The 20565-nt window shown below is 69.0% G+C and carries 16 protein-coding genes; 4 read left to right on the forward strand and 12 right to left on the reverse strand.

Features of this window, described 5'->3' with window-relative positions; genetic code table 11:
* Nucleotides 1-17: 17 nt before the first annotated feature.
* Together OVA06_RS10860 and OVA06_RS10865 are read right to left on the reverse strand one after the other, a co-directional pair.
* The gene (locus OVA06_RS10860) at nucleotides 18-2246 is read right to left on the reverse strand and encodes a HelD family protein (protein WP_268158222.1); all 2229 of its coding nucleotides are present in this window, start codon (nucleotides 2244-2246) and stop codon (nucleotides 18-20) included.
* 52 nt (nucleotides 2247-2298) lie between these two features.
* Nucleotides 2299-2991: a DNA-3-methyladenine glycosylase gene (locus OVA06_RS10865; protein ID WP_268158224.1), complete on the reverse strand. Its 693-nt coding sequence runs from the start codon at nucleotides 2989-2991 to the stop codon at nucleotides 2299-2301.
* A 115-nt stretch (nucleotides 2992-3106) separates the two neighbouring features.
* Here OVA06_RS10865 and OVA06_RS10870 point away from each other — a divergent pair, with 115 nt between their 5' ends.
* Nucleotides 3107-4612, forward strand: coding sequence for an AlkA N-terminal domain-containing protein (locus OVA06_RS10870; RefSeq protein WP_261620777.1), 1506 nt, complete (start codon nucleotides 3107-3109; stop codon nucleotides 4610-4612).
* Nucleotides 4609-5103: a methylated-DNA--[protein]-cysteine S-methyltransferase gene (locus OVA06_RS10875; protein WP_261620778.1), complete on the forward strand. Its 495-nt coding sequence runs from the start codon at nucleotides 4609-4611 to the stop codon at nucleotides 5101-5103. Before OVA06_RS10870 ends, OVA06_RS10875 begins: the two co-directional genes overlap by 4 nt.
* A 31-nt stretch (nucleotides 5104-5134) precedes the next feature.
* Here the strand turns inward: OVA06_RS10875 and OVA06_RS10880 are convergent, their stop codons facing one another.
* The 10 genes from OVA06_RS10880 to argC all read right to left on the reverse strand — a co-directional run bounded on the left by OVA06_RS10880 (nucleotide 5135) and on the right by argC (nucleotide 15280).
* Nucleotides 5135-5896 carry a maleylpyruvate isomerase family mycothiol-dependent enzyme gene (locus OVA06_RS10880; protein WP_261620779.1) on the reverse strand — a complete coding sequence of 254 codons (762 nt, stop codon included), beginning with the start codon at nucleotides 5894-5896 and terminating at the stop codon, nucleotides 5135-5137.
* A gap of 10 nt (nucleotides 5897-5906) precedes the next feature.
* Nucleotides 5907-6455 carry a pyridoxine/pyridoxamine 5'-phosphate oxidase gene (locus OVA06_RS10885; RefSeq protein ID WP_268158228.1) on the reverse strand — a complete coding sequence of 183 codons (549 nt, stop codon included), beginning with the start codon at nucleotides 6453-6455 and terminating at the stop codon, nucleotides 5907-5909.
* A 145-nt stretch (nucleotides 6456-6600) separates the two neighbouring features.
* Complete coding sequence (gene argH / locus OVA06_RS10890) at nucleotides 6601-8028, reverse strand: argininosuccinate lyase (RefSeq protein WP_268158230.1); 1428 nt, start codon at nucleotides 8026-8028, stop codon at nucleotides 6601-6603.
* Between the two features lie 5 nt (nucleotides 8029-8033).
* The gene (locus OVA06_RS10895) at nucleotides 8034-9239 is read right to left on the reverse strand and encodes an argininosuccinate synthase (protein ID WP_056083213.1); all 1206 of its coding nucleotides are present in this window, start codon (nucleotides 9237-9239) and stop codon (nucleotides 8034-8036) included.
* Between the two features lie 45 nt (nucleotides 9240-9284).
* Nucleotides 9285-9815, reverse strand: a complete 531-nt coding sequence (locus OVA06_RS10900; protein ID WP_268158233.1) for an arginine repressor — start codon at nucleotides 9813-9815, stop codon at nucleotides 9285-9287.
* Nucleotides 9815-10819 carry an ornithine carbamoyltransferase gene (gene argF, locus OVA06_RS10905; protein ID WP_268158237.1) on the reverse strand — a complete coding sequence of 335 codons (1005 nt, stop codon included), beginning with the start codon at nucleotides 10817-10819 and terminating at the stop codon, nucleotides 9815-9817. Before argF ends, OVA06_RS10900 begins: the two co-directional genes overlap by 1 nt.
* The gene (locus OVA06_RS10910; protein ID WP_268158239.1) at nucleotides 10816-12069 is read right to left on the reverse strand and encodes an acetylornithine transaminase; all 1254 of its coding nucleotides are present in this window, start codon (nucleotides 12067-12069) and stop codon (nucleotides 10816-10818) included. Before OVA06_RS10910 ends, argF begins: the two co-directional genes overlap by 4 nt.
* Nucleotides 12066-13025, reverse strand: a complete 960-nt coding sequence (argB, locus tag OVA06_RS10915; RefSeq protein WP_268158241.1) for an acetylglutamate kinase — start codon at nucleotides 13023-13025, stop codon at nucleotides 12066-12068. Before argB ends, OVA06_RS10910 begins: the two co-directional genes overlap by 4 nt.
* A 48-nt stretch (nucleotides 13026-13073) precedes the next feature.
* The gene (gene argJ / locus OVA06_RS10920) at nucleotides 13074-14240 is read right to left on the reverse strand and encodes a bifunctional glutamate N-acetyltransferase/amino-acid acetyltransferase ArgJ (RefSeq protein ID WP_091719379.1); all 1167 of its coding nucleotides are present in this window, start codon (nucleotides 14238-14240) and stop codon (nucleotides 13074-13076) included.
* Nucleotides 14237-15280 carry an N-acetyl-gamma-glutamyl-phosphate reductase gene (gene argC / locus OVA06_RS10925; RefSeq protein WP_268158244.1) on the reverse strand — a complete coding sequence of 348 codons (1044 nt, stop codon included), beginning with the start codon at nucleotides 15278-15280 and terminating at the stop codon, nucleotides 14237-14239. Before argC ends, argJ begins: the two co-directional genes overlap by 4 nt.
* 149 nt (nucleotides 15281-15429) lie before the next feature.
* Here argC and OVA06_RS10930 point away from each other — a divergent pair, with 149 nt between their 5' ends.
* Together OVA06_RS10930 and OVA06_RS10935 are read left to right on the forward strand one after the other, a co-directional pair.
* A complete protein-coding gene (locus OVA06_RS10930; RefSeq protein WP_268158246.1) occupies nucleotides 15430-16395 on the forward strand; it encodes a quinone oxidoreductase family protein in 966 nt (321 codons plus the stop codon).
* Nucleotides 16396-16603: 208 nt separating this feature from the next.
* The gene (locus OVA06_RS10935; protein WP_268160752.1) at nucleotides 16604-20554 is read left to right on the forward strand and encodes a Pls/PosA family non-ribosomal peptide synthetase; all 3951 of its coding nucleotides are present in this window, start codon (nucleotides 16604-16606) and stop codon (nucleotides 20552-20554) included.
* Nucleotides 20555-20565: the final 11 nt, after the last annotated feature.

A 20565-nucleotide genomic window follows, 5' to 3' on the forward strand; every position in this document is an offset into this window, starting at 1 on the left:
GTATCGCAGCGCCCGGATCAGCGGACGATGCCGGCCGGGACGGGCTGCGCCGCGATCAGCCGCAGGCGCTGCGTGGCGCGGGTCATGGCCACGTACAGGTCCCCCACCTTGCCGTGCTCGTGGTTCAGCATGGTGGACGGTTCCAGAACCACCACCCCGTCGAACTCCAGGCCTTTCGCTTCGCGGGGGCTGATGACCACAATGTCCTGCTCGTAACTGCCTGCACCGGTGCCGATGCGGCGCCCGTAGGCCGAACGCAGCGCGGACGTCGCGGCAGGCAGCAGCTCACCGTCGGCAATCACGGCGAGCAGGCCGCCGTCGAGCGCTTCCAGCTCCTCCGGAAGGACCTCGACGAGGCGGCTGACCACCGCTCCCGCCTCCACTTCGTCAACGATGGGCGACCAGCGGCCCTCGCGGACGGCCTTGGGAGCGGACACCACCAGGCCGGCGGCGTTTGCCATCCGGACCGCGGCCTCGGCGATCTGGGACGGGGTGCGGTAGTTGACGGTCAGCTCCTCGAGCTGCCACCGTTCACCGAACATCGGGGCCAGGGCGCCCTGCCAGGAGTTGGCGCCGGCCACGGAACTGGTCTGGGCAATGTCCCCCACGATGGTGAAGGACTTCAGCGGGCACCGCCGGACGAGGAGCCGCCACTGCATGGGCGACAGTTCCTGCGCTTCGTCAACCACGATGTGTCCGAACGCCCAGGTGCGGTCGCTGGTGGCACGCTCCGCGGCCGTCTGCCGGGTTTCCTGTTCACGGTTTTGCTCTGCCAGTTCCTCAGCCGACATCAGCGGGTCCACGCCCGCCATCTGCATGTTTTCGAGGGTCTGCTTGGCGTTGGCGACGTCCCGGGCACGGTCGTGTTCCTGCTGGGCAAGGCCCCGCCCGGCGGCGGGGTCGAGCTCGCCGAGCAGCTCGGCTGCCTCGTCCAGCAGCGGCACGTCCGCTTCGGTCCACTGGGCGTCCGCCGGCCGCCGCAGCAGTTCCCGCTCCGCCGGGGTAAGGAGCGGGGTGCAGAACTCAAGGATGGCGGGCTTGCTGAACAGCTCGGAGATCAGCTTCTCCGGCGTCATGGGCATCCAGCACAGGTTCAGGGCGATCCGCACATCCCGGGCGGTGCGGACGTCTTCGGCCAAGTACGAGCGGTCGGCATTGTTGCCGATGTTGTCCGCCTCGATCATGTCGGTGAGCTGTTCCGTGAGTTCGCGCAGCAGGATCTTGACGAACGTCACGCGGGCCTCGTTGTGCGGCTTCCCGGTGGAACGCGCCCGCTCGCGTGCGCGGCGGACCTGCCGCGGCGTCAGGGTCAGTTTGCGGCCGTCCACTTCAAGGATGCGGTTGGCTGCAGGAGTCCGCTGGCGGTTGGAGACGGCGTTGGCCACGATCTTCGCCATGTCCAGGCGGCCCTTAATGGCGGCAACGTCCGGGTCGGCTTCGGGGACCGCATGGATTCCAGGCATCAGGCGGCCCACGCTGGCCATCACGACGCCGGTCTCGCCCAGCGAGGGCAGCACGCGTTCGATGTACTTCATGAACGACGACGACGGGCCCACCAGCAGCACGCCTGCACTCTTGAGCCGGTCCCGGTGGGTGTACAGCAGGTAGGCGGCACGGTGCAGCGCCACGGCGGTCTTGCCCGTACCGGGGCCACCCTGCACCACCAGGGCGCCCGAGATGGAGGAACGGATGATCCGGTCCTGCTCGGACTGGATGGTGCTCACGATGTCCGACATCCGGCCGGTCCGCTTGGAGTTCAGCGCGGCCAGCAGGGCGCCCTCGCCCTGCAGGGATTCGTCGTCCGAGAGCATCGAGGCATCCAGCACGTCGTCTTCAATGGCTTTGACCTCGCGGCCCTGCAGGATCAGGTGGCGGCGCCGGCGGACACCCTGCCGGTCGAAGGCGGTGGCCTGGTAGAAATGCCCGGCTTCGGGGGCACGCCAGTCCACCATGAGCCGCTGCAGGTCCTCGGTGGTGAGGCCGATCCGGCCGATGTACTGCTCTTCGCCGGAGTCCAGGTCCAGGCGGCCGAAGACCAGGCGGTCGTCGACGGCGTCCAGCTGCGCCAGGCGGTCTTCGTACAGTGCCGCGAACGCGTCGCGCTCGGAGACGTTCTGCATGGTGCCCACGGCACCGGACCGGCGCACCTGTGACAGCTGCCGGCGCTTCTCCTCACGGAGCTCTTCCAGCCGGGCATACAGGCCGGCTACATACTCACGTTCGTGGGCCAAATCGGCGTCGAGCATTTAACGTTCCCCTATCGCGCAAGACAGACCGTCCATTCTACAACCATTTCCGTTAACGCTTGTGAAACCCGGCGCTCCCGGACACGGGAGGCTTTCGCGCCCTGGACCGCGGCTGGGCCGCCTTGTATGCGGAGACCGTGGGGTCGCCCGTTAGCCAGAAACGCCAGGCATACTCGTCGGAACCGCCGGCACCGGATACGCCCACACGGGGACCGGAACTGAGCTCCGTCGCCGGCCCGGACGGAAGCACCAGCCGGAACGGCGCGGCCAGGGCATCCCGGCCGCTGTCCGCCGTCGTCAGTCCCAGCGCCTTGGCGAGCCGGGCCGGGCCCCGGGCAAGGTCCGCGGGCGTCTTCGACGTGGGCCGCCGGAGCTGCGCAAGGCCAACGCCCTCCACGATTTCGCCGGCCCGCAGCAACAGGGCGGAGGCAACGCCTTCGGGCCCGCAGACGATATTGGTGCAATGGTGCATTCCGTAGGTGAAGTAGACGTACAGGTGCCCGGCCGGCCCGAACATGGGGGCGTTCCGCGGGGTTTGGCCGTGGAAGGTGTGCGACCCCGGATCCGGGTGCAGCGAGTCCTCGGGTCCCAGGTAGGCCTCCACCTCGGTGAGCCGGACGGACACTGGCCCCTCGCGGGACTCGTGGGTGAGCACGGCCCCCAGCAGGAGCGGGGCCAGCTCCCGCGCGTCTCCCGTGAGGATTTCCCGCAGCGGCCGCCCCGCCGTCGACGGATATTCATTCATGGCCCGACCCTACCCATATCCCGCGAAACTTACCGGAACACCGCGGCGGGCCGGGCTCCACGGAGGTGTCCGATTTCCGCTAGTGAAGGCCGCCTGCGGCTGGCAGGATGGAGGAATGGACTTTTGGCAGCGCTACCGTGCAATCGATGCGCGGGACACCCGCTTCGACGGGCAGTTCTTCACGGCTGTCCGGTCCACCGGCATCTACTGCCGCCCGTCCTGCCCGGCGCGGACACCCAAAGCCTCGAACGTGACGTTCTACGAAACGTCCGCTGCGGCGCACGACGCCGGCTACCGGGCCTGCAAGCGCTGCCTCCCGGAGGCTGTGCCCGGCACGCCGGCGTGGAATATCCGCCAGGACGTCGCCGGCCGGGCCATGCGCCTGATCAACGACGGCGTGATCAACCGCGACGGCGTGGAGGGCCTCGCCGCCCGGTTGGGGTACTCCTCGCGGCAGCTGAACAGGATCCTGACCCACGAACTGGGCGCCGGTCCCCTGTCCCTGGCCCGGGCGGGACGCGCACAGACCGCCCGGACGCTTTTGGTCTCGACGGGCATGAAGCTGGCCGACATTGCGTTTGCCGCGGGCTTCAGCAGCGTGCGGCAGTTCAACGAAACGGTGGCGGAGGTCTTCGCCATGACGCCATCCGCCCTCCGGGCCACCGCACGGCCAGGCACTCCTGCCGGCGGAACCACGGCCCTGAGCCTCAGCCTTCCGTACCGGCGGCCCTTTGATCCGGGCATCTTCTCCTTCCTGGCCGTGCGCGCCATTCCCGGCATCGAGGTGGGAACACCTACCTCCTACGCCCGGACGCTGCGCCTTCCCCACGGCGATGCCCGGTTTACTGTGGCGTACGACGACGGCGCCCGGGGGCGGCCGCTGACACTCACCGTCGGTGCGGTGGACCTGCGCGACCTCCCCGCACTGCTGAGCCGGGTCCGGCGGCTGTTCGACCTGGACGCCGACCCGGAGGCGATCGACAGCACCCTCGGCGTGGACCGGAGGCTCGCGGCGGCGGTAGCCGAAACACCGGGAATCCGGATGCCCGGCGCCCTCGATCCGCAGGAACTGCTGGTCCGCGCAATGGTGGGCCAGCAGATCACGGTGGCCGCGGCCCGCACGGCGCTGACCCAACTGTCCGCCGCAGGCAGCCCCAGCAGTTCTCCCGCAGAAGGACTGGACCGGCTGTTTCCCTCGCCCGCGGAAACCGCGGCAGCGGGACACCTGCTGCGCGGCCCCCGCCGGCGGACCGAATCCCTCCTGCACGCTGCCTCAGCCATGGCTGACGGCCAGCTCCAGTTCGGCTACGGCGACGACCTCGCAAGCCTCACCGCGGCACTGCTGCCGCTGCCCGGCGTCGGGCCCTGGACGGTGGGCTATGTGGCCATGCGCGTCCTGGGCGCTCCCGACATCTTCCTGGCCAACGATGCAGCCGTCCGCAACGGAATACGGGCCCTTGCCCCCGGCGGAGATGCCGGTGGAGATGCCGCCGCGCCAGACTTCCGCGAGGTCAGCCCGTGGCGCTCCTACGCGACGATGCACCTCTGGCGCGCCGCGGCCAAACCCCGACAGCCCATCGACCGACGCGGCACCCCCGCACCCGTGAAAGTGATGCCATGAAAGCCCAACTGCTGGAAATGTCCACCCCGGACGGCCCGTTCACCATCCTCGCCAGCGACGGCGTGGTGCTGGCATCCGGATGGACCTCCGGGCCCGCCGGCCTGACCGGGCAGATCCACCCCGCCCTGCTCCCCGCATCGTTCGAAGAGGTGACCGGCCTCGGTGCGATTTCGGCCGCCGTCGATGCCTTCTACAGCGGCGACCCCGCACCGGCCATGGCCGTCCCCGTCCTGCAGCGTTCAGGGCCTTTCCGCTCCCATGCCTGGGATGTCCTGCGGGAGGTCAAACCCGGTTTCCCGGTGACGTACACCGAGTACGCGGCGCTGGCGGGCAACGCCAAAGCCGTCCGGGCGGCGGCCAGTGCCTGTGCCTTCAACGCCGCGGCCCTGTTCGTTCCGTGCCACCGGGTGATCCGCACGGATGGCAGCCTGGGCGGGTTCCGCTGGGGCCTGCAGGTCAAGGAAAGCCTGCTCGCGCGCGAAGCCGCCTGACCCCGGCGGACGCCACCTGGCGTCCCGGCTTCTACTTGGTGGCCGGGGTGGCGGCTGGCCAGGGCAGCAGCTCCGGAAGGTCCGTGCCGTCAGCGTTGGCCGACGCGCGGAGGCTGCCGAGGGTGGGTTCCCGGCCGGCCAGCCAGGCGGCGAGGTCGGTGAGCATGCCGTTGACCACGGTGGACCGGTTGCCGCTGCCCAGGGAGACCGGCGGCAGTCCGAGGGGTTGCAGGAGCAGTTTGTCTCCGGGCTGCACCCTCGGTTCGAGGAATTCGAAGAGGTGGCCGCAGAAGTCCCTGCCCCAGGTTTCGGGTCCCCTGCCGGTGAGCAGGTCCGCGTTGTGGATGGTGAGTTCGCGCCACAGGGCAAGCCCGCCGTCGAGTACCACTCCCCCGCGGTAGGCAATGGGAGCCCACCATCCGTTGCGGTTGGCGGACGAATCCTTGACCCCCGGGAGGGCATCGAATGCCCGCAGCGCCCGGTCAATGGCGGTGGACAGGTCAGCCTGGTGGATGGCGGCGTCGTGGCCGGCCGCCATGTCGATGGCCCGGTTCCGGCCGTCCATGCCGCCGTCGTACAGTTCCACCGTCTCTCCGCGGGCTGCGTACTCCAGCTGCCGGGCCATCGCGTTGGAGATTCCGGTGAGGTGCGCCAGGACGTGGCCGCGGCTCCACCCGGGAAGCGCGGACGGAGCCTTCACGTCCCCGTCCGTGAGTTTGGCGACGTCGGTGGTGAGGTCGCCGGCGGCCTTGTGGAGCGCGGGAAGCAGGGTATCCGGTGCGGGAGCTGTCATGGGGCTCATCCTAGTCCGCGGGTGTGCCGTTCCGGCCCAGCCTGTGCCGCACATGCTGGCGGTCGTTGCTGGCCTGCCAGAACTCGTACTCCGTCGGCTGGACGGCGTACAGCTGCCAGCCCGGGTTGCTGCTGCCGTCGCTGCGCGGGCGGTCCGCCCAGTCACGGGCGGACGCCTCAGCCGACAGTTCGGCCACCGGACCGGCCACCCGGACCTGGCGGCCCTGGGACGGCCAGTAGAAGTTCATCGCCGCCTGCGGTGCAGCGGCCAATTCCCTGCCTTTGCGGGACGCGCGGGACGTGGCGAAGTGCCAGCCGTCGTCGTCGATGTTCTTCAGGATCAGCATGCGCGACGACGGCTGCTGCCTGCCGCCGGAATCCTCGCCGACCGTCGCGAGGCTGAAGGCGTGTGGCTGCGGTTCGCCCGCTGCCAGGGCCTCGTCCAGCCACTGCCTGAAGAGTTCGGCGGGGTCCTGCGGTGCCGTGGCGGGGTCGAACTCCGGAAGGCTGGCCGGGAAGTCCGGGAGGGCGCGGAGGAAAGTGCGGAAGGTTTCGCTCATGGCGCCATGCTAACGGGGCGGTCCCGCTGAAAGTCCAACGCCTGCTCATTTGTTGGCCCTTAAACGGCAACGCCCGCTCACTTTCGCGAAGAAAGTGAGCGGGCGTCGGCGTGAGAGCCGCCAGAAGGGAGCGGGCGTTGAAGCCTTATCCGGCGTACTCTCGCACGCCGGCAAGCTCGCGTTCGAGGGCGGCCAACTGGCGTTCGACGGCGGCCGGTGCCGTTCCGCCCTGCGAGTTGCGGCTGTTGAGCGACCCCTCGGTGGACAGGACGGTGCGGACCTCAGGGGTGAGGTGCTCCGAGATGGCCGCGTACTCTTCGTCGGTCAGGTCCCACAGCTCAACGCCGCGGGATTCTGCCTGCTTGACCGCTGCGCCGGACAGTTCGTGCGCCTCGCGGAAGGGCACGCCCTGACGGACCAGCCATTCGGCGATGTCCGTGGCCAGCGCGAAGCCCTGCGGGGCCAGTGACTCCATCCGCTCCCGGTTGAACTTAAGGGTGGCGATCATGCCGGACACTGCCGGGAGCAGCAGCTCCAGGGTGTCTGCGGCGTCGAACACCGGTTCCTTGTCCTCCTGCAGGTCGCGGTTGTACGCGAGCGGCAGGCCCTTGAGCGTTGCCAGCAGGCCGGTCAGGTTGCCGATCAGGCGCCCTGCCTTGCCGCGCGCCAGCTCGGCCACGTCCGGGTTCTTCTTCTGCGGCATGATCGAGGACCCCGTGGAGTAGGAATCATGCAGCGTGACGAAGGAGAACTCCTTGGTGGCCCAGAAGATGACTTCCTCGGAGATCCGGGACAGGTCCACGCCGATCATGGAGCAGACCCAGGCAAACTCGGCGAAGACATCGCGGGCGGCGGTGCCGTCAATCGAGTTGTGCGCGGCCGAGAAGAAGCCGAGGTCCGCTGCCACGGCCTCCGGATCGAGCCCGAGGGAAGATCCGGCCAGTGCGCCGGAACCGTACGGCGAGACACCGGCACGCTTGTCCCAGTCCAGGAGCCGCTGGACATCGCGCAGCAGCGGCCAGGCGTGGGCCAGCAGGTGGTGGCTGAGCAGGACCGGCTGGGCGTGCTGCAGGTGGGTGCGGCCGGGCATGGCCACGCCCTGGTGGGCCTTTGCCTGTTCCACCAACGCATCAATGGTGGCCAGGACACCCCGGGCAATGATGCGTGCGTGGTCGCGCAGGAACATCCGGCCCAGGGTTGCCACCTGGTCGTTGCGTGACCGGCCGGCGCGGAGCTTGCCGCCCAGCTGGGCGCCGGCGCGTTCGATCAGTCCGCGTTCCAGCGAGCCGTGGACGTCCTCGTCGGATTCCGCGGGCAGGTAGGCGCCCGAGGCAACGTCCTCGTCCAGCTGCGTGAGCGCGGCGAGCATGCCGTCGAGCTCGGCAGCATCCAGCAGCCCGGCCTTGTGCAGCACGCGGGCGTGCGCCTTGGACCCGGCGATGTCGTAGCGGGCCAGCCGCCAGTCAAAGTGCGTGGACTTGCTCAGCGCGGCCAGTGCATCCGCGGGGCCGCCGGCGAACCGGCCGCCCCACAGTGCACCGGTGTTGGTTGCTTCTGCTTTTGGCTCAGCCACGGAAGCTACTCGCCTGCGACCCGCAGGTCGCGGCCCGAGGCGACCTTGGAGGACATGCCAAACAGTTCGATGAAGCCGCGCGCCATGGACTGGTCGAAGGTGTCGCCGGTGTCGTAGGTGGCGAGGTCGAAGTCGTAGAGCGAGGTGTCTGAGCGGCGGCCGTTGACGATGGCCTGGCCGCCGTGGAGCACCATGCGGATGTCGCCGGAGACGTACTTCTGGGTGTCTTCGATAAACGCGTCGAGGGAGCGCTTGAGCGGGGAGAACCACTGTCCGTCGTACACCAGCTCGGCCCAGCGCTGGCCAACGGTTGCCTTGAAGCGGGCCTGCTCGCGCTCAACAGTGATGTCTTCGAGGTGCTTGTGAGCGGTGATCAGGGCCATGGCACCGGGGGCCTCGTAGATCTCGCGGGACTTGATGCCGACGAGCCGGTCTTCCACGACGTCGATCCGGCCAACGCCCTGGGCACCTGCACGGCGGTTCAGTTCCTGGATGGCCTGCAGCGGGGTGACCTTGACGCCGTCGATCGCTACCGGGACACCGGCCTGGAAGGAGATGGTGACCTCATCCGGTGCCGGCGGGAATTCCGGGGTGGCGGTGTAGTCGTAGATGTCCTTGGTGGGGGCGTTCCAGATGTCCTCGAGGTAGCCGGTTTCGACGGCGCGTCCCCAGACGTTCTGGTCGATCGAGTACGGGTTCTTCTTCGTGGTCTCGATCGGCAGGCCCTTTTCCTCGGCGAAGGCAATGGCCTTGTCGCGGGTCAGCGCGAGGTCGCGGACGGGGGCGATGCATTTCAGGTCCGGTCCGAGGGTCTGGATACCCACTTCGAAGCGGACCTGGTCGTTGCCCTTGCCGGTGCAGCCGTGGGCCACGGTGGTGGCGCCGAATTCGCGCGCAGCCTTGACCAGGTGCTTGACGATGACGGGGCGGGAGATGGCGGAGACCAGCGGGTAGTGGCCCTGGTAGAGGGCGTTGGCCTTCAGCGTGGGCATGGCGTATTCGTTGGCGAATTCGTCACGGGCGTCGGCGACGTAGGCTTCCACGGCGCCGCAGCCGAGGGCACGCTGGCGGATGGTCTCGAGGGACTCGCCGCCCTGTCCGACGTCGACGGCCACGGCGATGACCTCTGCACCGGTGGCTTCACCGATCCAGCCGATGGCTACGGACGTGTCCAGGCCGCCGGAGTAGGCAAGCACAATGCGTTCAGTCACTTCAGATGCTCCTTGTTGGGGTTGGTTGGTTGATTGTCTTCAAGCTTATTGCCCGGCGTCCTCGGCCAGCTGCAGGAAGCGCGCTGCGAGGTCCGGTCCGCCCAGCGGGTCGCGGGAGACCAGCAGGACGGTATCGTCGCCGGCGATGGTGCCCAGGATGGACGGCATCACCGAGTGGTCAATCGCCAGGGCCAGGAAATTCGCGGCCCCGGGCGGGGTCCGCAGGACCACCAGGTTGGCGGACGCTTCGGCCGTGACCAGCAGTTCGCTGCACAGCCTGGCGAGCCTGGCGTCCAGGATCTCCTGGCTCACGCCGCTGCGCGCCGACCGTTCCCCGCCCTCGGCCGGTACGGCGTAGACCAGGGCGCCTTCCTTGCCGCGGACGCGGACGGCGCCGAGTTCCACAAGGTCCCGGGACAGGGTTGCCTGGGTGACCTGCACGCCGTCGTCCGCCAGCAGGGCCGCAAGCTCGGCCTGCGACCGCACCGACTGGCCCGTGAGGATGGCAGTGATGCGCGCCAGCCGGGCAGTTTTGGTGGCCGGGCTGGAGCCCGGTGCCGCCGGGTTGGTGGACACTAGAACGTGCTCTCCCCGGTACCTTCAACGGGAGCCAGCCCGTCCACGAAGGCCAGGCCGGACCGGTGCATCAGCCACGCCATGAGTGCCTTCTGGGCGTGGAGCCGGTTCTCGGCCTCGTCCCAGACGATCGACTGCGGGCCGTCAATGACGCCGGCGGAGATTTCGTAGCCGCGGTAGGCGGGGAGGCAGTGGAGTACGACGGCGTCTTCCGCGGCGAGTGCCATGGCGTCCCCGTCCACGGAGTAGTCGCGGAACAGCTGGAGCCTGGCTTCCTTCTCGGCTTCCTGGCCCATCGAGACCCAGGTATCGGTGGCTACGACGTCAGCACCCTGCAGGGCTTCCTTTGCATCGGTGGTGATGAGCACCGAGCCTCCCGTTTCGGCCGCGCGTTCTTCCGCGGCGGCCACGATCTCCGCGGCCGGCAGGTACCCTTCGGGGCCGGCGATCCGGACGTGCATGCCTGCGGTGACGCCGGCCAGCAGGTAGGAGTTGGCCATGTTGTTGGCGGCGTCCCCCAGGTAGCTCATGGTGAGGCCCTTCAGGTCGCCCTTGCGTTCCTTGACGGCCAGCAGGTCTGCGAGGAGCTGGCAGGGGTGGTAGTCGTCGCACAGGGCGTTGATGACCGGAACCCTGGAGTTTTCGGCCATCGCCACGAGGCCGGAGTGGGCGCCGGTGCGCCAGACGATGGTGGAGACCATCCGTTCCAGGACCTTGGCCGTGTCCTCCACGGATTCCTTGTGGCCGATCTGTGCCTCGCCCGGGTTGATGATCAAGGCGTTGCCGCCCATGTCGGCGATGCCGGTGGCGAAGGAAACCCGGGTGCGGGTGGAGGTCTTGTCGAAGATGACGGCAACAGTTTTGCGTCCGCTGCCCTCGGCGGCGAACGGCTGGACACTGTACGGCGCGGCCTTCATGCGGGCAGCGAGCTCCAGCACTTCCGCCTGCTCGGCGGGGCTGAGGTCGGTGTCCTTGAGGAAGTGCCGGGTGGTTGCAACGGTCACTGGGCGTCCTTAGCTGCTTGGAGGATTGCCGGGAAGGCGGCGAGGAAGGTGTCGGCCTGGGCCGTGGTGAGGATCAGCGGCGGCGCCAGGCGGATGGTGCGCGGGCCGGGGCTGTTGACGATGAATCCGGCGTCAAGTCCTGCCTGCACGACCGCAGGTGCGACGTCGGCGTCAAGGTCGAAGCCGATCAGCAGGCCTTCGCCCCGGACCTCCGTGACGCCGGGAATGGCTGCCAGCGCGGAGCGCAGGTGCTCCCCCACCGCGGCGACGTTCGCCAGCACGTGCTGGCTTTCCAGGGCGTGCAGGGTGGCGAGGGCCGCCGCCGTCGCTACCGGATTGCCGCCGAAGGTGGTGCCATGCTGGCCGGCGGCCAACAGCGACGACGTCTGCTCACCGAACGTGAGCAGGGCGCCGATGGGGAATCCACCGCCCAGTCCCTTGGCCAGGGTGATGGCATCGGGGACGATGCCGGCGTCGGAGCTGGCGAACCACTTGCCCGTGCGGCCGATGCCGGTCTGGACCTCGTCGAGGATCAGCAGCGCCCCGGCCTTGGTGGTGGCTTCACGCGCGGCCTTCAGGTAGCCGGGTGGCAGGGGCCGCACACCGGCCTCGCCCTGGATGGGTTCCAGGAACACTGCGGCGACGGTCCCGTCCACGGCGGCTTCGAGGGCGGCGATGTCCCCGAAGGGGATGTGCACCACGCCGCCGGGCAGCGGCTCGAAGGGTGCCCGGTAGGCCTCCTTGGCCGTCAGGGCGAGGGCGCCCATGGTCCGGCCGTGGAAGGCCCCCTCGAGGGCGATGATTTTGGTGCGCTTGGTGTCGCCGCTGCCGGTGTTGCGGCGGGCCAGCTTGAAGGCTGCCTCGTTGGCTTCGGTGCCGGAGTTGCTGAAGAACACCTTGGACCCGGCAGGTGCTGCGGCCAGGTCCAGCAGCTTTTCGGCCAGCGCAACCTGCGTGGGGCTGGTGAAGAAGTTGGACACGTGGCCCAGGGTGGCCAGCTGGCTGGAAATCACGGAGGTGACGAACGGGTGGGCATGGCCGAGGGCGTTGACGGCGATACCGCCGAGCAGGTCCAGGTATTCCTTGCCGTCGGCGTCCCACACGAGGCAGCCGGAACCACGGACCAGGACGCGTTGCGGGGCGCCGAACACGCCCATGAGCGACGTGGAGTAGCGGGACAGCCATTCCGAGCCGGCGTGGCCCTGGGTTTCGACCAGCTCAGTTACTGAGGGCTTCTCAACGGTATTCATGCGTTTGTCTCCTCGTCCGGGACTACCTGGGTGCCGATGCCCGCGGTGGTGAAAGTTTCCAGAAGCATTGAGTGGGGCAGCCGCCCGTCCACGATGTGTGCCCGCTCCACGCCCTCGTCGATGGCCTTGAGGCAGGCGGCCATCTTGGGGATCATGCCCGACTCGAGGCTGGGCAGCATGTCCCGCAGTTCCGTCGCCGTGAGCGAGGAGATCAGCGAGGACTTGTCCGGCCAGTTGGCGTAGAGGCCTTCGACGTCGGTCAGGATCACCAGTTTCGAAGCGCCGAGGGCGGACGCCACAGCCGCGGCTGCGGTGTCCGCGTTGACGTTCAGGACCTGGCCGGTGGGCTGGAAGCGCGCAGCGCCGGGAACGCCGTCGCCGCCGTCGACGATTTCGGGAGCAACGGTGGAGATGACCGGGATGCGTCCGGCGCCGAGGATGTCCACGATGCCTGCGGGGTCGACGCCGACCACCTCGCCTACCAGCCCGAGGTCCACATCTTCGCCGTCCACCACGGTCCCGGTGCGGACGGCGCGCAGCAGGCCGCCGTCTTCGCCGGACATGCCCACTGCGTAGGGGCCGTGGGAGTTGATGAGGCCCACCAGTTCCCTGCCCACCTGGCCGGTGAGGACCATGCGGACCACATCCATCGCTTCCGGGGTGGTGACGCGGAGGCCGCCCTTGAATTCGGATTCGATGCCCAGCCGGCCCAGCATGGCGTTGATCTGTGGGCCGCCGCCATGGACCACCACGGGATGGATGCCTACATGGTGCAGGAAGACGATGTCCTCGGCGAAGGCCCGGCGGAGTTCGTCGTTGACCATCGCGTTGCCGCCGTACTTGATCACCATGGTGGTGCCGGCGAACCGCTGGATCCAGGGAAGGGCTTCGATCAGGGTCGCAGCCTTGTCCTGGGCGTCGGACATGCTGGTGGTCTCACGCGTCTGGGTGTTCATGCTGTCTCTTCCGCAAAAGTAGGCAAACGTGCTGGCAACGTTCAGCGCCTAGCTTGAGTAGGCGCTGTTTTCGTGCACGTAGTCGTGGGTGAGGTCGTTGGTCCAGATGGTTGCCTCGGCGTCTCCGGCCTGCAGATCGATTTCCACCAGGACTTCACGCGGTTCCAGGTCCACGAGGCCCCGGTCGTCACCGATGCTGCCGTTGCGGCAGATCTGGATGCCGTTCATGGCCACGTTGAGCTTGTCTGCTTCGAAGACGGCGTCTGTGGTGCCAACCGCGGACAGCACGCGGCCCCAGTTCGGATCCTTGCCGAAAATGGCAGCCTTGAACAGGTTGGACCGGGCCACGGAGCGGCTGACGGTTTCAGCGTCCGCTTCGCTGGCGGCGTTGAACGTCCGGATGGCGATGTCGTGGCTGGCGCCTTCGGCGTCGCCGATCAGCTTGCGGGCGAGCTCGGCGCAGACCTGCGTCAGGCCGGCACCAAACGCCTCCGCTGCCGGCACCGCACCGGAGGCGCCCGAGGCGAGCAGGACCACGGTGTCGTTCGTGGACATGCAGCCGTCGGAGTCGGCGCGGTCAAAGGTGACGCGGGTGGCGTCGCGGAGGACGACGTCGAGCATTTCGGGTTCGACGGCGGCATCCGTGGTGAGGACCACCAGCATAGTGGCCAGCCCCGGCGCCAGCATGCCGGCGCCCTTGGCGATCCCGCCGATGGTGAATTCCTGGCCGTCCGCGTCGGTGCCGATGAACAGCGCGGACTTGGGGACGCTGTCCGTGGTCATGATGGCGGTGCCGGCGTCCGGGCCGCCGTCGGCGCTGAGGGCAGCAGCCGCGGCCTCGACACCGGGAAGGATCTTGTCCATGGGAAGCTGCTCGCCAATCAGGCCGGTGGAGCAGACGAAGACGTCGGTGGCCGAGATGCCCAGCACGTCGGCCACTTTCTCGGCGGTGCTGTGGGTGTTCTGGAACCCGGTGGGTCCGGTGCAGGCGTTGGCGCCACCGGAGTTCAGGATGACGGCGTCCACGCGGCCGTCGGATACGACCTGGCGGGACCAGTGCACGGGGGCCGCTGCCACGCGGTTGCTGGTGAAGACTGCGGCTGCGGCCTTGGAGGGTCCGTCATTGACCACCAGGGCGAGGTCCGGGTTTCCGGAGGCCTTCAGCCCGGCGGTGACGCCGGCGGCCCGGAATCCCTGGGGTGCGGTAATGGTCACGGGGCTACTCCCTGCAGGTTGAGGCCGGCGGTTTCCGGCAGGCCGAGTGCGATGTTCATGGACTGCACGGCACCGCCGGCAGTGCCCTTGGTGAGGTTGTCGATCACGCAGGTGACAATGACCCGGCCGGTGTGGGGGTCAAAGGCCAGTTGCATGGCGGCGTGGTTGGAGCCCTGGACCGACTTCGTGCCGGGCCACTGGCCTTCAGGCAGCAGGTGGACGAACGGTTCGTCGTCGTAGGCATCAGCCCAGGCCTGCCGCAGCCGCTCTGCGGTGGCGCTGTTCAGCGCCTGCGGCTTCACCTTGGCGGTGGCAGTGGTCAGGATGCCGCGGCTCATCGGAGCCAGGGTGGGCGTGAAGGAAACAGTGACCTGCTCGCCCGCCGCGTTGGACAGGCCCTGCTCGATCTCCGGTGTGTGCCGGTGGCCGCCGCCCACGCCGTAGGGGCTCATGGAGCCCATGACTTCGGCGCCGATCAGATTAACCTTGGCGGCCTTGCCCGCGCCGGAGGTGCCGGACGCGGAAACGATGACGACGTCGTCGGGCTCCAGGAGGTTTGCGGCGAACCCCGGGGTCAGGGCGAGCAGCGCGGACGTCGGGTAGCAGCCCGGCACGGCGATGCGGGTGGCGCCTTTGAGTGCCTCGCGCTGGCCCGGCAGCTCCGGGAGGCCGTAGGGCCAGGTGCCGGCGTGGGCCGAGCCGTAGAACTTCTCCCACGCTGCGGGGTCTTCGAGACGGTGGTCTGCGCCGGCGTCGATCACCACGGTGCCCTTGGGCAGCTGCGCGGCAATTTCGGAGGACGCGCCGTGAGGCAGGGCAAGGAAGACGACGTCGTGGCCGGAGAGGTTCTCCACGGTGGTGTCCTCCAGGATGCGGCTGGCTAGCCCGTGCAGGTGCGGCTGCAGCTCGCCGAGCCGCGAGCCGGCGTTGCTGTGGGCGGTGATGGCACCGATCGTGACGTCCGGGTGCCCGGCAAGGATGCGGAGCACTTCCCCGCCCGCGTAGCCGCTGGCGCCCGACACTGCAACAGAAATAGTCATGATCCGACTATACAGCAATAGTTATGCATAGACGCCGATACTTATGCATGCGGTGGTTGTGGAGCATTCGAAGGCCCGGGATCCAAGGGAATCCTTAGGATGGTTGGAGCAGCCGGAGGCCGGAGACGCCGGCCCGGGAAAGGGAAGCAATGACGCACGCAATCGTCGCACGCCAGGCAGGCGGACCGGAAGTCCTCGAGTACACGGAGATTGACCGGCCGGTCCCGGGCCCCGGACAGTTGCTGGTCAAGGTCGGAGCGGCCGGGGTCAACTTCATAGATACCTACAAGCGGGGCGGTGTCTACAAGGTCCAGTACCCCTTCATCCCCGGTTCCGAAGCCGCGGGCACAGTGGAGGCCGTGGGTGACGGGGTGACCTCGTTTACCGCCGGGGACCGCGTTGCCACGGCCGAGGGCGTCAACTGTTACGCGGAGTATGCGCTGGTGGATGAAGACGCCGCGCTCCCGGTGCCCGCCGGGCTGGATGACTTCACCGCAGCAGCCCTCCCCCTGCAGGGCATGACGGCCCATTACCTGATGAACTCCACCTTCAAGGTGGAACCCGGCCACACCGTCCTGCTGCATGCCGGCGCCGGCGGCGTGGGGCTTCTCCTCATCCAACTGCTGAAGGCCCGCGGCGCCCAGGTCATCACCACCGTGTCCACCGACGAAAAGGAACAGCTGGCCCGTGAAGCGGGCGCTGACCACGTGCTGCGGTACGAGGGCTTTGCGGCGCGGGTCCGCGGGATTACCGGCGGCACCGGCGCGGAAGTGGTCTACGACGGCGTTGGCAAGGACACGTTCGACGGCTCGCTGGAGGCCCTTCGGATCCGCGGAACCCTGGTGCTCTTCGGCGCTGCGTCCGGCCCCGTCCCGCCGGTGGATCCGCAGCGCCTCAATGCCGGCGGCTCGCTGTTCCTGACCCGGCCCACCATGGGGCACTACCTCCAGGATGCCGCCGAGCGGCGGTGGCGCTCGGGCGAAATATTCGCAGCCGCGGCCGACGGCACCCTCAAGGTCCGCGTCGGCGCGCGCTACCCGCTGTCCCAGGCAGAGCAGGCACACCGGGACCTCGAAGGCCGCCGCACCACTGGCAAGGTGGTGCTGGTTCCCTGAGGCCGGGCCACCCTGTCTGAACGTGCGGTGAACTGCCGGTCCCCCGGCTGGCGGAACCCGGCGCGCCGGACACCTGTTGTTCACTTTGCCGGGGCAAAATGCCCGGGTGACTCAGCAGCAGGTCCCCCTTGGGGATATCCATTCCGGCGCCACGCCGGCCGTTCCCCATGCATCCGGCGGTTTGCAGGCCGATGGCTCGCCCGGATCGCTGCCGGAAGGGGCTTCAACCCCGGGTTCGGCCCAGTCTCAGGGCACGCACGCGCCGCAGTTCCCGGGGTCTCCGGCCGCCCCGCCCGTCCGGACGCTGATTGATATCCTCCAGGACTCCGCTGCCCGGTTCCCCGATGCCTCGGCGCTCGACGACGGCCGTGTGTCCCTTAGTTACGCCCAGCTCATCGACGAAGTACGGTCTGCCGGGCGCCGCCTCCACCGGGCGGGCCTCGGTGCCGGCGACCGGATCGGCGTGCGGATTCCTTCGGGCACCAACGAGCTGTATGTGTCGATCCTGGCCGTCCTGCTGGTGGGCGCCGCCTACGTCCCGGTTGACGCGGACGATCCCGACGAACGGGCACGGCTGGTTTTTGACGAGGCCAAGGTCGCCGCCGTCCTGGAAGGCGGGCAGGTGATCAGGCCCGGCACGGCGGGAGGCCGCCGCCCAGGGCCCTTTGCGGGCGCACGCCCACCTGTGCCGGATGACGATGCCTGGATCATTTTCACTTCCGGCTCCACCGGAACACCCAAGGGCGTTGCGGTCCGGCACCGTTCGGCCGCCGCGTTCGTGGACGCGGAGGCAAGGATCTTCCTGCACGGCGATCCCCTGGGACCCCAGGACCGGGTATTGGCGGGGCTCTCCGTGGCCTTCGACGCCTCCTGCGAAGAGATGTGGCTTGCCTGGCGGCACGGCGCCTGCCTGGTCCCCGCACCACGCGCCCTGGTGCGGACAGGCATGGACCTTGGCCCCTGGCTGATCAACCACGGCATCACCGCCGTTTCCACCGTGCCCACCCTCGCGGCACTCTGGCCCGCCGAATCCCTGGAAAACGTCCGCCTGCTCATCTTCGGCGGGGAGGCCTGCCCGCCCGAACTGGCGGAGCGCCTTGCCGTGGAAGGCCGCGAGGTCTGGAATACCTATGGCCCCACCGAAGCGACAGTAGTGGCCTGCGCAGCCCCCCTGGCAGGTTCCGGCCCCGTGCGGATTGGCCTGCCCCTGGACGGCTGGGACCTCGCCGTCGTCGACGCCCGCGGCATTCCGGTGGCCGAAGGCGGGACGGGTGAGCTGATCATCGGCGGCGTCGGGCTGGCCCGGTACCTTGACCCCGCCAAGGACGCCGAAAAGTACGCTCCCATGCCCAGCCTGGGCTGGGACCGCGCCTACCGCTCCGGCGACCTTGTCCGCTTCGAGCAGGCGGGCCTCATATTCCAGGGCCGGGCCGACGAGCAGGTCAAACTGGGCGGCCGCCGGATCGAACTGGGCGAAATCGACTCCGCCATGCAGTCGCTGCCCGGGGTTGCCGGCGCGGCCGCCGCGGTGCAGACGACGGCGGCGGGGAACCAGATCCTGGTGGGCTACCTGGCACCTGTTGCCGGTGAAGACCTGGACCTGGCTGAGGCACGCGGGCGCCTGGCAGAAAGCCTGCCGGCTGCGTTGGTGCCCCTCCTCACGGTGGTGGATTCGCTGCCCACCAAGACCAGCGGGAAGGTGGACAGGCATGCGCTGCCGTGGCCGCTCGCCGGTGCCGGTGCTGCGGAGGCGGACGCTGCTCCCCTGAACCTCCCCGGGGACGCCACCTGGATCGTGGAGCAATGGAGCAGCATCCTGGGCAGTCCGGTGACATCCCTCGACGCGGACTTCTTCGCGTACGGCGGCGGATCCCTGTCCGCGGCGCAGCTGGTCTCCGCCCTCCGGGTCCGCTACCCCACCATCACCGTCGCCGACATCTACGCCACACCCCGGGTGGGGGCGCTGGTGGAGCTGGCACGGCAGTCACGGCCCGATGGGTCCTTTGGCCCGGCAAAGGACCGCACCGTGCGGCCCACCGCCCGCAAATCCCAGGTGTTCCAGACACTGATGGGCGTTCCACTGCACATCCTGGTGGGCATGCGCTGGCTGACCTACCTCATGGCAGCCAACAACCTGCTGGCAGGCGCTGCCGGGTTCGCCGCAGCTCCCACCGTGTCATGGTGGTGGGTGGCGGCCTCGTGGCTGGTGTTCGTCAGCCCGGCAGGACGGATGCTGCTGGCGGTGGCCGCCGCGCGGATCCTGCTCCGAGGTGTCAGGCCCGGCACGTATCCGCGTTCCGGCCGTGTCCACCTCCGGCTCTGGCTGGCAGAGCAGATCCAGGACCTGGCCGGCGCCATCAGCCTGGGAAGCGCAGCGTGGGTGCCCTACTACGCCCGGGCTCTCGGCGCGAAGATCGGCCGGGACGTCCAGCTGCACTCGCTGCCGCCGGTGACAGGGCTGCTCACGCTGGGCCGGGGCGCCAACGTGGAGCCGGAGGTGGATTTGTCCGGGTGGTGGATCGACGGCGATCACGTGCACATCGGCGCGGTCCGGATCGGTGCCGGCGCCTCGGTGGGCGCCCGCAGCACGCTGATGCCCGGAACGTCCATCGGCGCAGGGGCGCAAGTGGACGCGGGCTCAGCGGTCTCCGGGAAGGTCAAGGCCGGGCAGCTGGTGGCCGGCTCGCCCGCCCGCCGGCAGGGCAAAGCCAAGCATTCCGCTCCTGCAGCGCCGGTCCTGGGCCCCGTGGCAGCCAAAGCCTGGTTCGGCGGATTCGCGCTTGCCTCGGCAGTACTGTCCCTGCTGCCCTTCGTGTCCGCGGCGGCGGCCGCCTGGGTGGCATACCTGTTCATCCAGGGCGGCACCTCCCTCAGCGGCGCGCTGCCGAGGCTCCTGCTCGCGCTCGCGCCGGCTGCGCTCACCTGGTTCGCGGCCAATGCCCTCCTCATCCTTGCCGCAACCCGGCTTCTCAGCGTTGGCATCACCGAGGGCTACCACCGGGTCCGCAGCAGGGTGGGCTGGCAGATCTGGGCCACCGAACGCGTCCTCGACCTTGCCAGGGACCTGCTGTTCCCCATCTATGCCAGCCTCTTCACGCCGGTGTGGCTGCGCCTGCTGGGAGCAAAAATCGGCAAGAACGTGGAGGCCTCCACGGTGCTGCTGATCCCCAAGATGACCACCGTGGGCGAAGGTGCCTTCCTGGCGGACGACACCATGGTAGCCTCCTACGAGCTGGATGGCGGGTGGCTGCGCGTGGCCCCGGCCAAGATCGGCAAACGGTCCTTCCTGGGCAACTCCGGCATGACCGCAGCGGGCCGGAACGTCCCCAAGAACTCGCTGGTCGCGGTCCTCTCCGCAACGCCGGCCAAGGCCAAATCCGGCACGTCCTGGCTGGGCAGTCCGCCGGTCCGCCTCCGCCGCACAGCGATCGCCTCCGACGACACCCGCACCTTCCAGCCCCCGCTGAAGCTCAGGGTCGCCAGGACGCTGTGGGAGCTGTGCAGGTTCCTGCCCGTCATGCTCACCGTGGGTATTGCCGGCGGCGCCATGCTGGTCTTCGACTGGTTGGCCGCCACCTTCAACTATGGGGTGGCAGCCCTGCTCAGCGGCGTCGTCATGCTGCTGGCCGGTTTCGTGGCCGCGTTCTCCGCCGTTGCCGCCAAATGGATCCTGGTGGGACGGATCCGGGCCGGCGAGCACCCCCTCTGGAGCTCGTTCATCTGGCGCAACGAAGTGGTGGACAGCTTCATCGAACTGGTCAGTGCACCATGGTTCGCCCGCGCCGCGTCCGGCACCCCGGCACTGGTCTGGTGGCTGCGTGCCCTCGGGGCGAAGATCGGGACGGGCACGTGGTGCGAAAGCTACTGGCTGCCCGAGGCGGACCTGGTGACCCTCGGCCGGAACGCCACCGTCAACCGGGGCTGCGTGGTGCAGACGCACCTGTTCCACGACAGGGTGATGAGCATTGACGCTGTTACCCTCGAAGACGGGGCCACCATGGGCCCGCACGGGGTCATCCTGCCCCAGGCCAGCGTGGGTGCCGGTGGAACGGTGGGTCCCGCGTCCCTGGTGATGCGCGGCGAGACCGTCCCGGCCGCCACGTACTGGATGGGCAACCCGGTCAGCCCGTGGAACGGCCCCGCAACACCGTCTGCCTAGCAACCGAAGGT

The organism is Pseudarthrobacter sp. SL88 (assembly GCF_026672455.1).
In the GTDB taxonomy this organism is placed as follows: domain Bacteria; phylum Actinomycetota; class Actinomycetes; order Actinomycetales; family Micrococcaceae; genus Arthrobacter.

Excerpts from the sequence above, each read along its gene's own strand:
- OVA06_RS10860 (WP_268158222.1), bottom strand. The coding sequence starts at position 2,246 with ATGCTCGACGCCGATTTGGCCCACGAACGTGAGTATGTAGCCGGCCTG.
- OVA06_RS10865 (WP_268158224.1), bottom strand. The coding sequence starts at position 2,991 with ATGAATGAATATCCGTCGACGGCGGGGCGGCCGCTGCGGGAAATCCTC.
- OVA06_RS10870 (WP_261620777.1), top strand. The coding sequence starts at position 3,107 with ATGGACTTTTGGCAGCGCTACCGTGCAATCGATGCGCGGGACACCCGC.
- OVA06_RS10875 (WP_261620778.1), top strand. The coding sequence starts at position 4,609 with ATGAAAGCCCAACTGCTGGAAATGTCCACCCCGGACGGCCCGTTCACC.
- OVA06_RS10880 (WP_261620779.1), bottom strand. The coding sequence starts at position 5,896 with ATGACAGCTCCCGCACCGGATACCCTGCTTCCCGCGCTCCACAAGGCC.
- OVA06_RS10885 (WP_268158228.1), bottom strand. The coding sequence starts at position 6,455 with ATGAGCGAAACCTTCCGCACTTTCCTCCGCGCCCTCCCGGACTTCCCG.
- OVA06_RS10910 (WP_268158239.1), bottom strand. The coding sequence starts at position 12,069 with ATGAATACCGTTGAGAAGCCCTCAGTAACTGAGCTGGTCGAAACCCAG.
- argB (WP_268158241.1), bottom strand. The coding sequence starts at position 13,025 with ATGAACACCCAGACGCGTGAGACCACCAGCATGTCCGACGCCCAGGAC.
- argC (WP_268158244.1), bottom strand. The coding sequence starts at position 15,280 with ATGACTATTTCTGTTGCAGTGTCGGGCGCCAGCGGCTACGCGGGCGGG.
- OVA06_RS10930 (WP_268158246.1), top strand. The coding sequence starts at position 15,430 with ATGACGCACGCAATCGTCGCACGCCAGGCAGGCGGACCGGAAGTCCTC.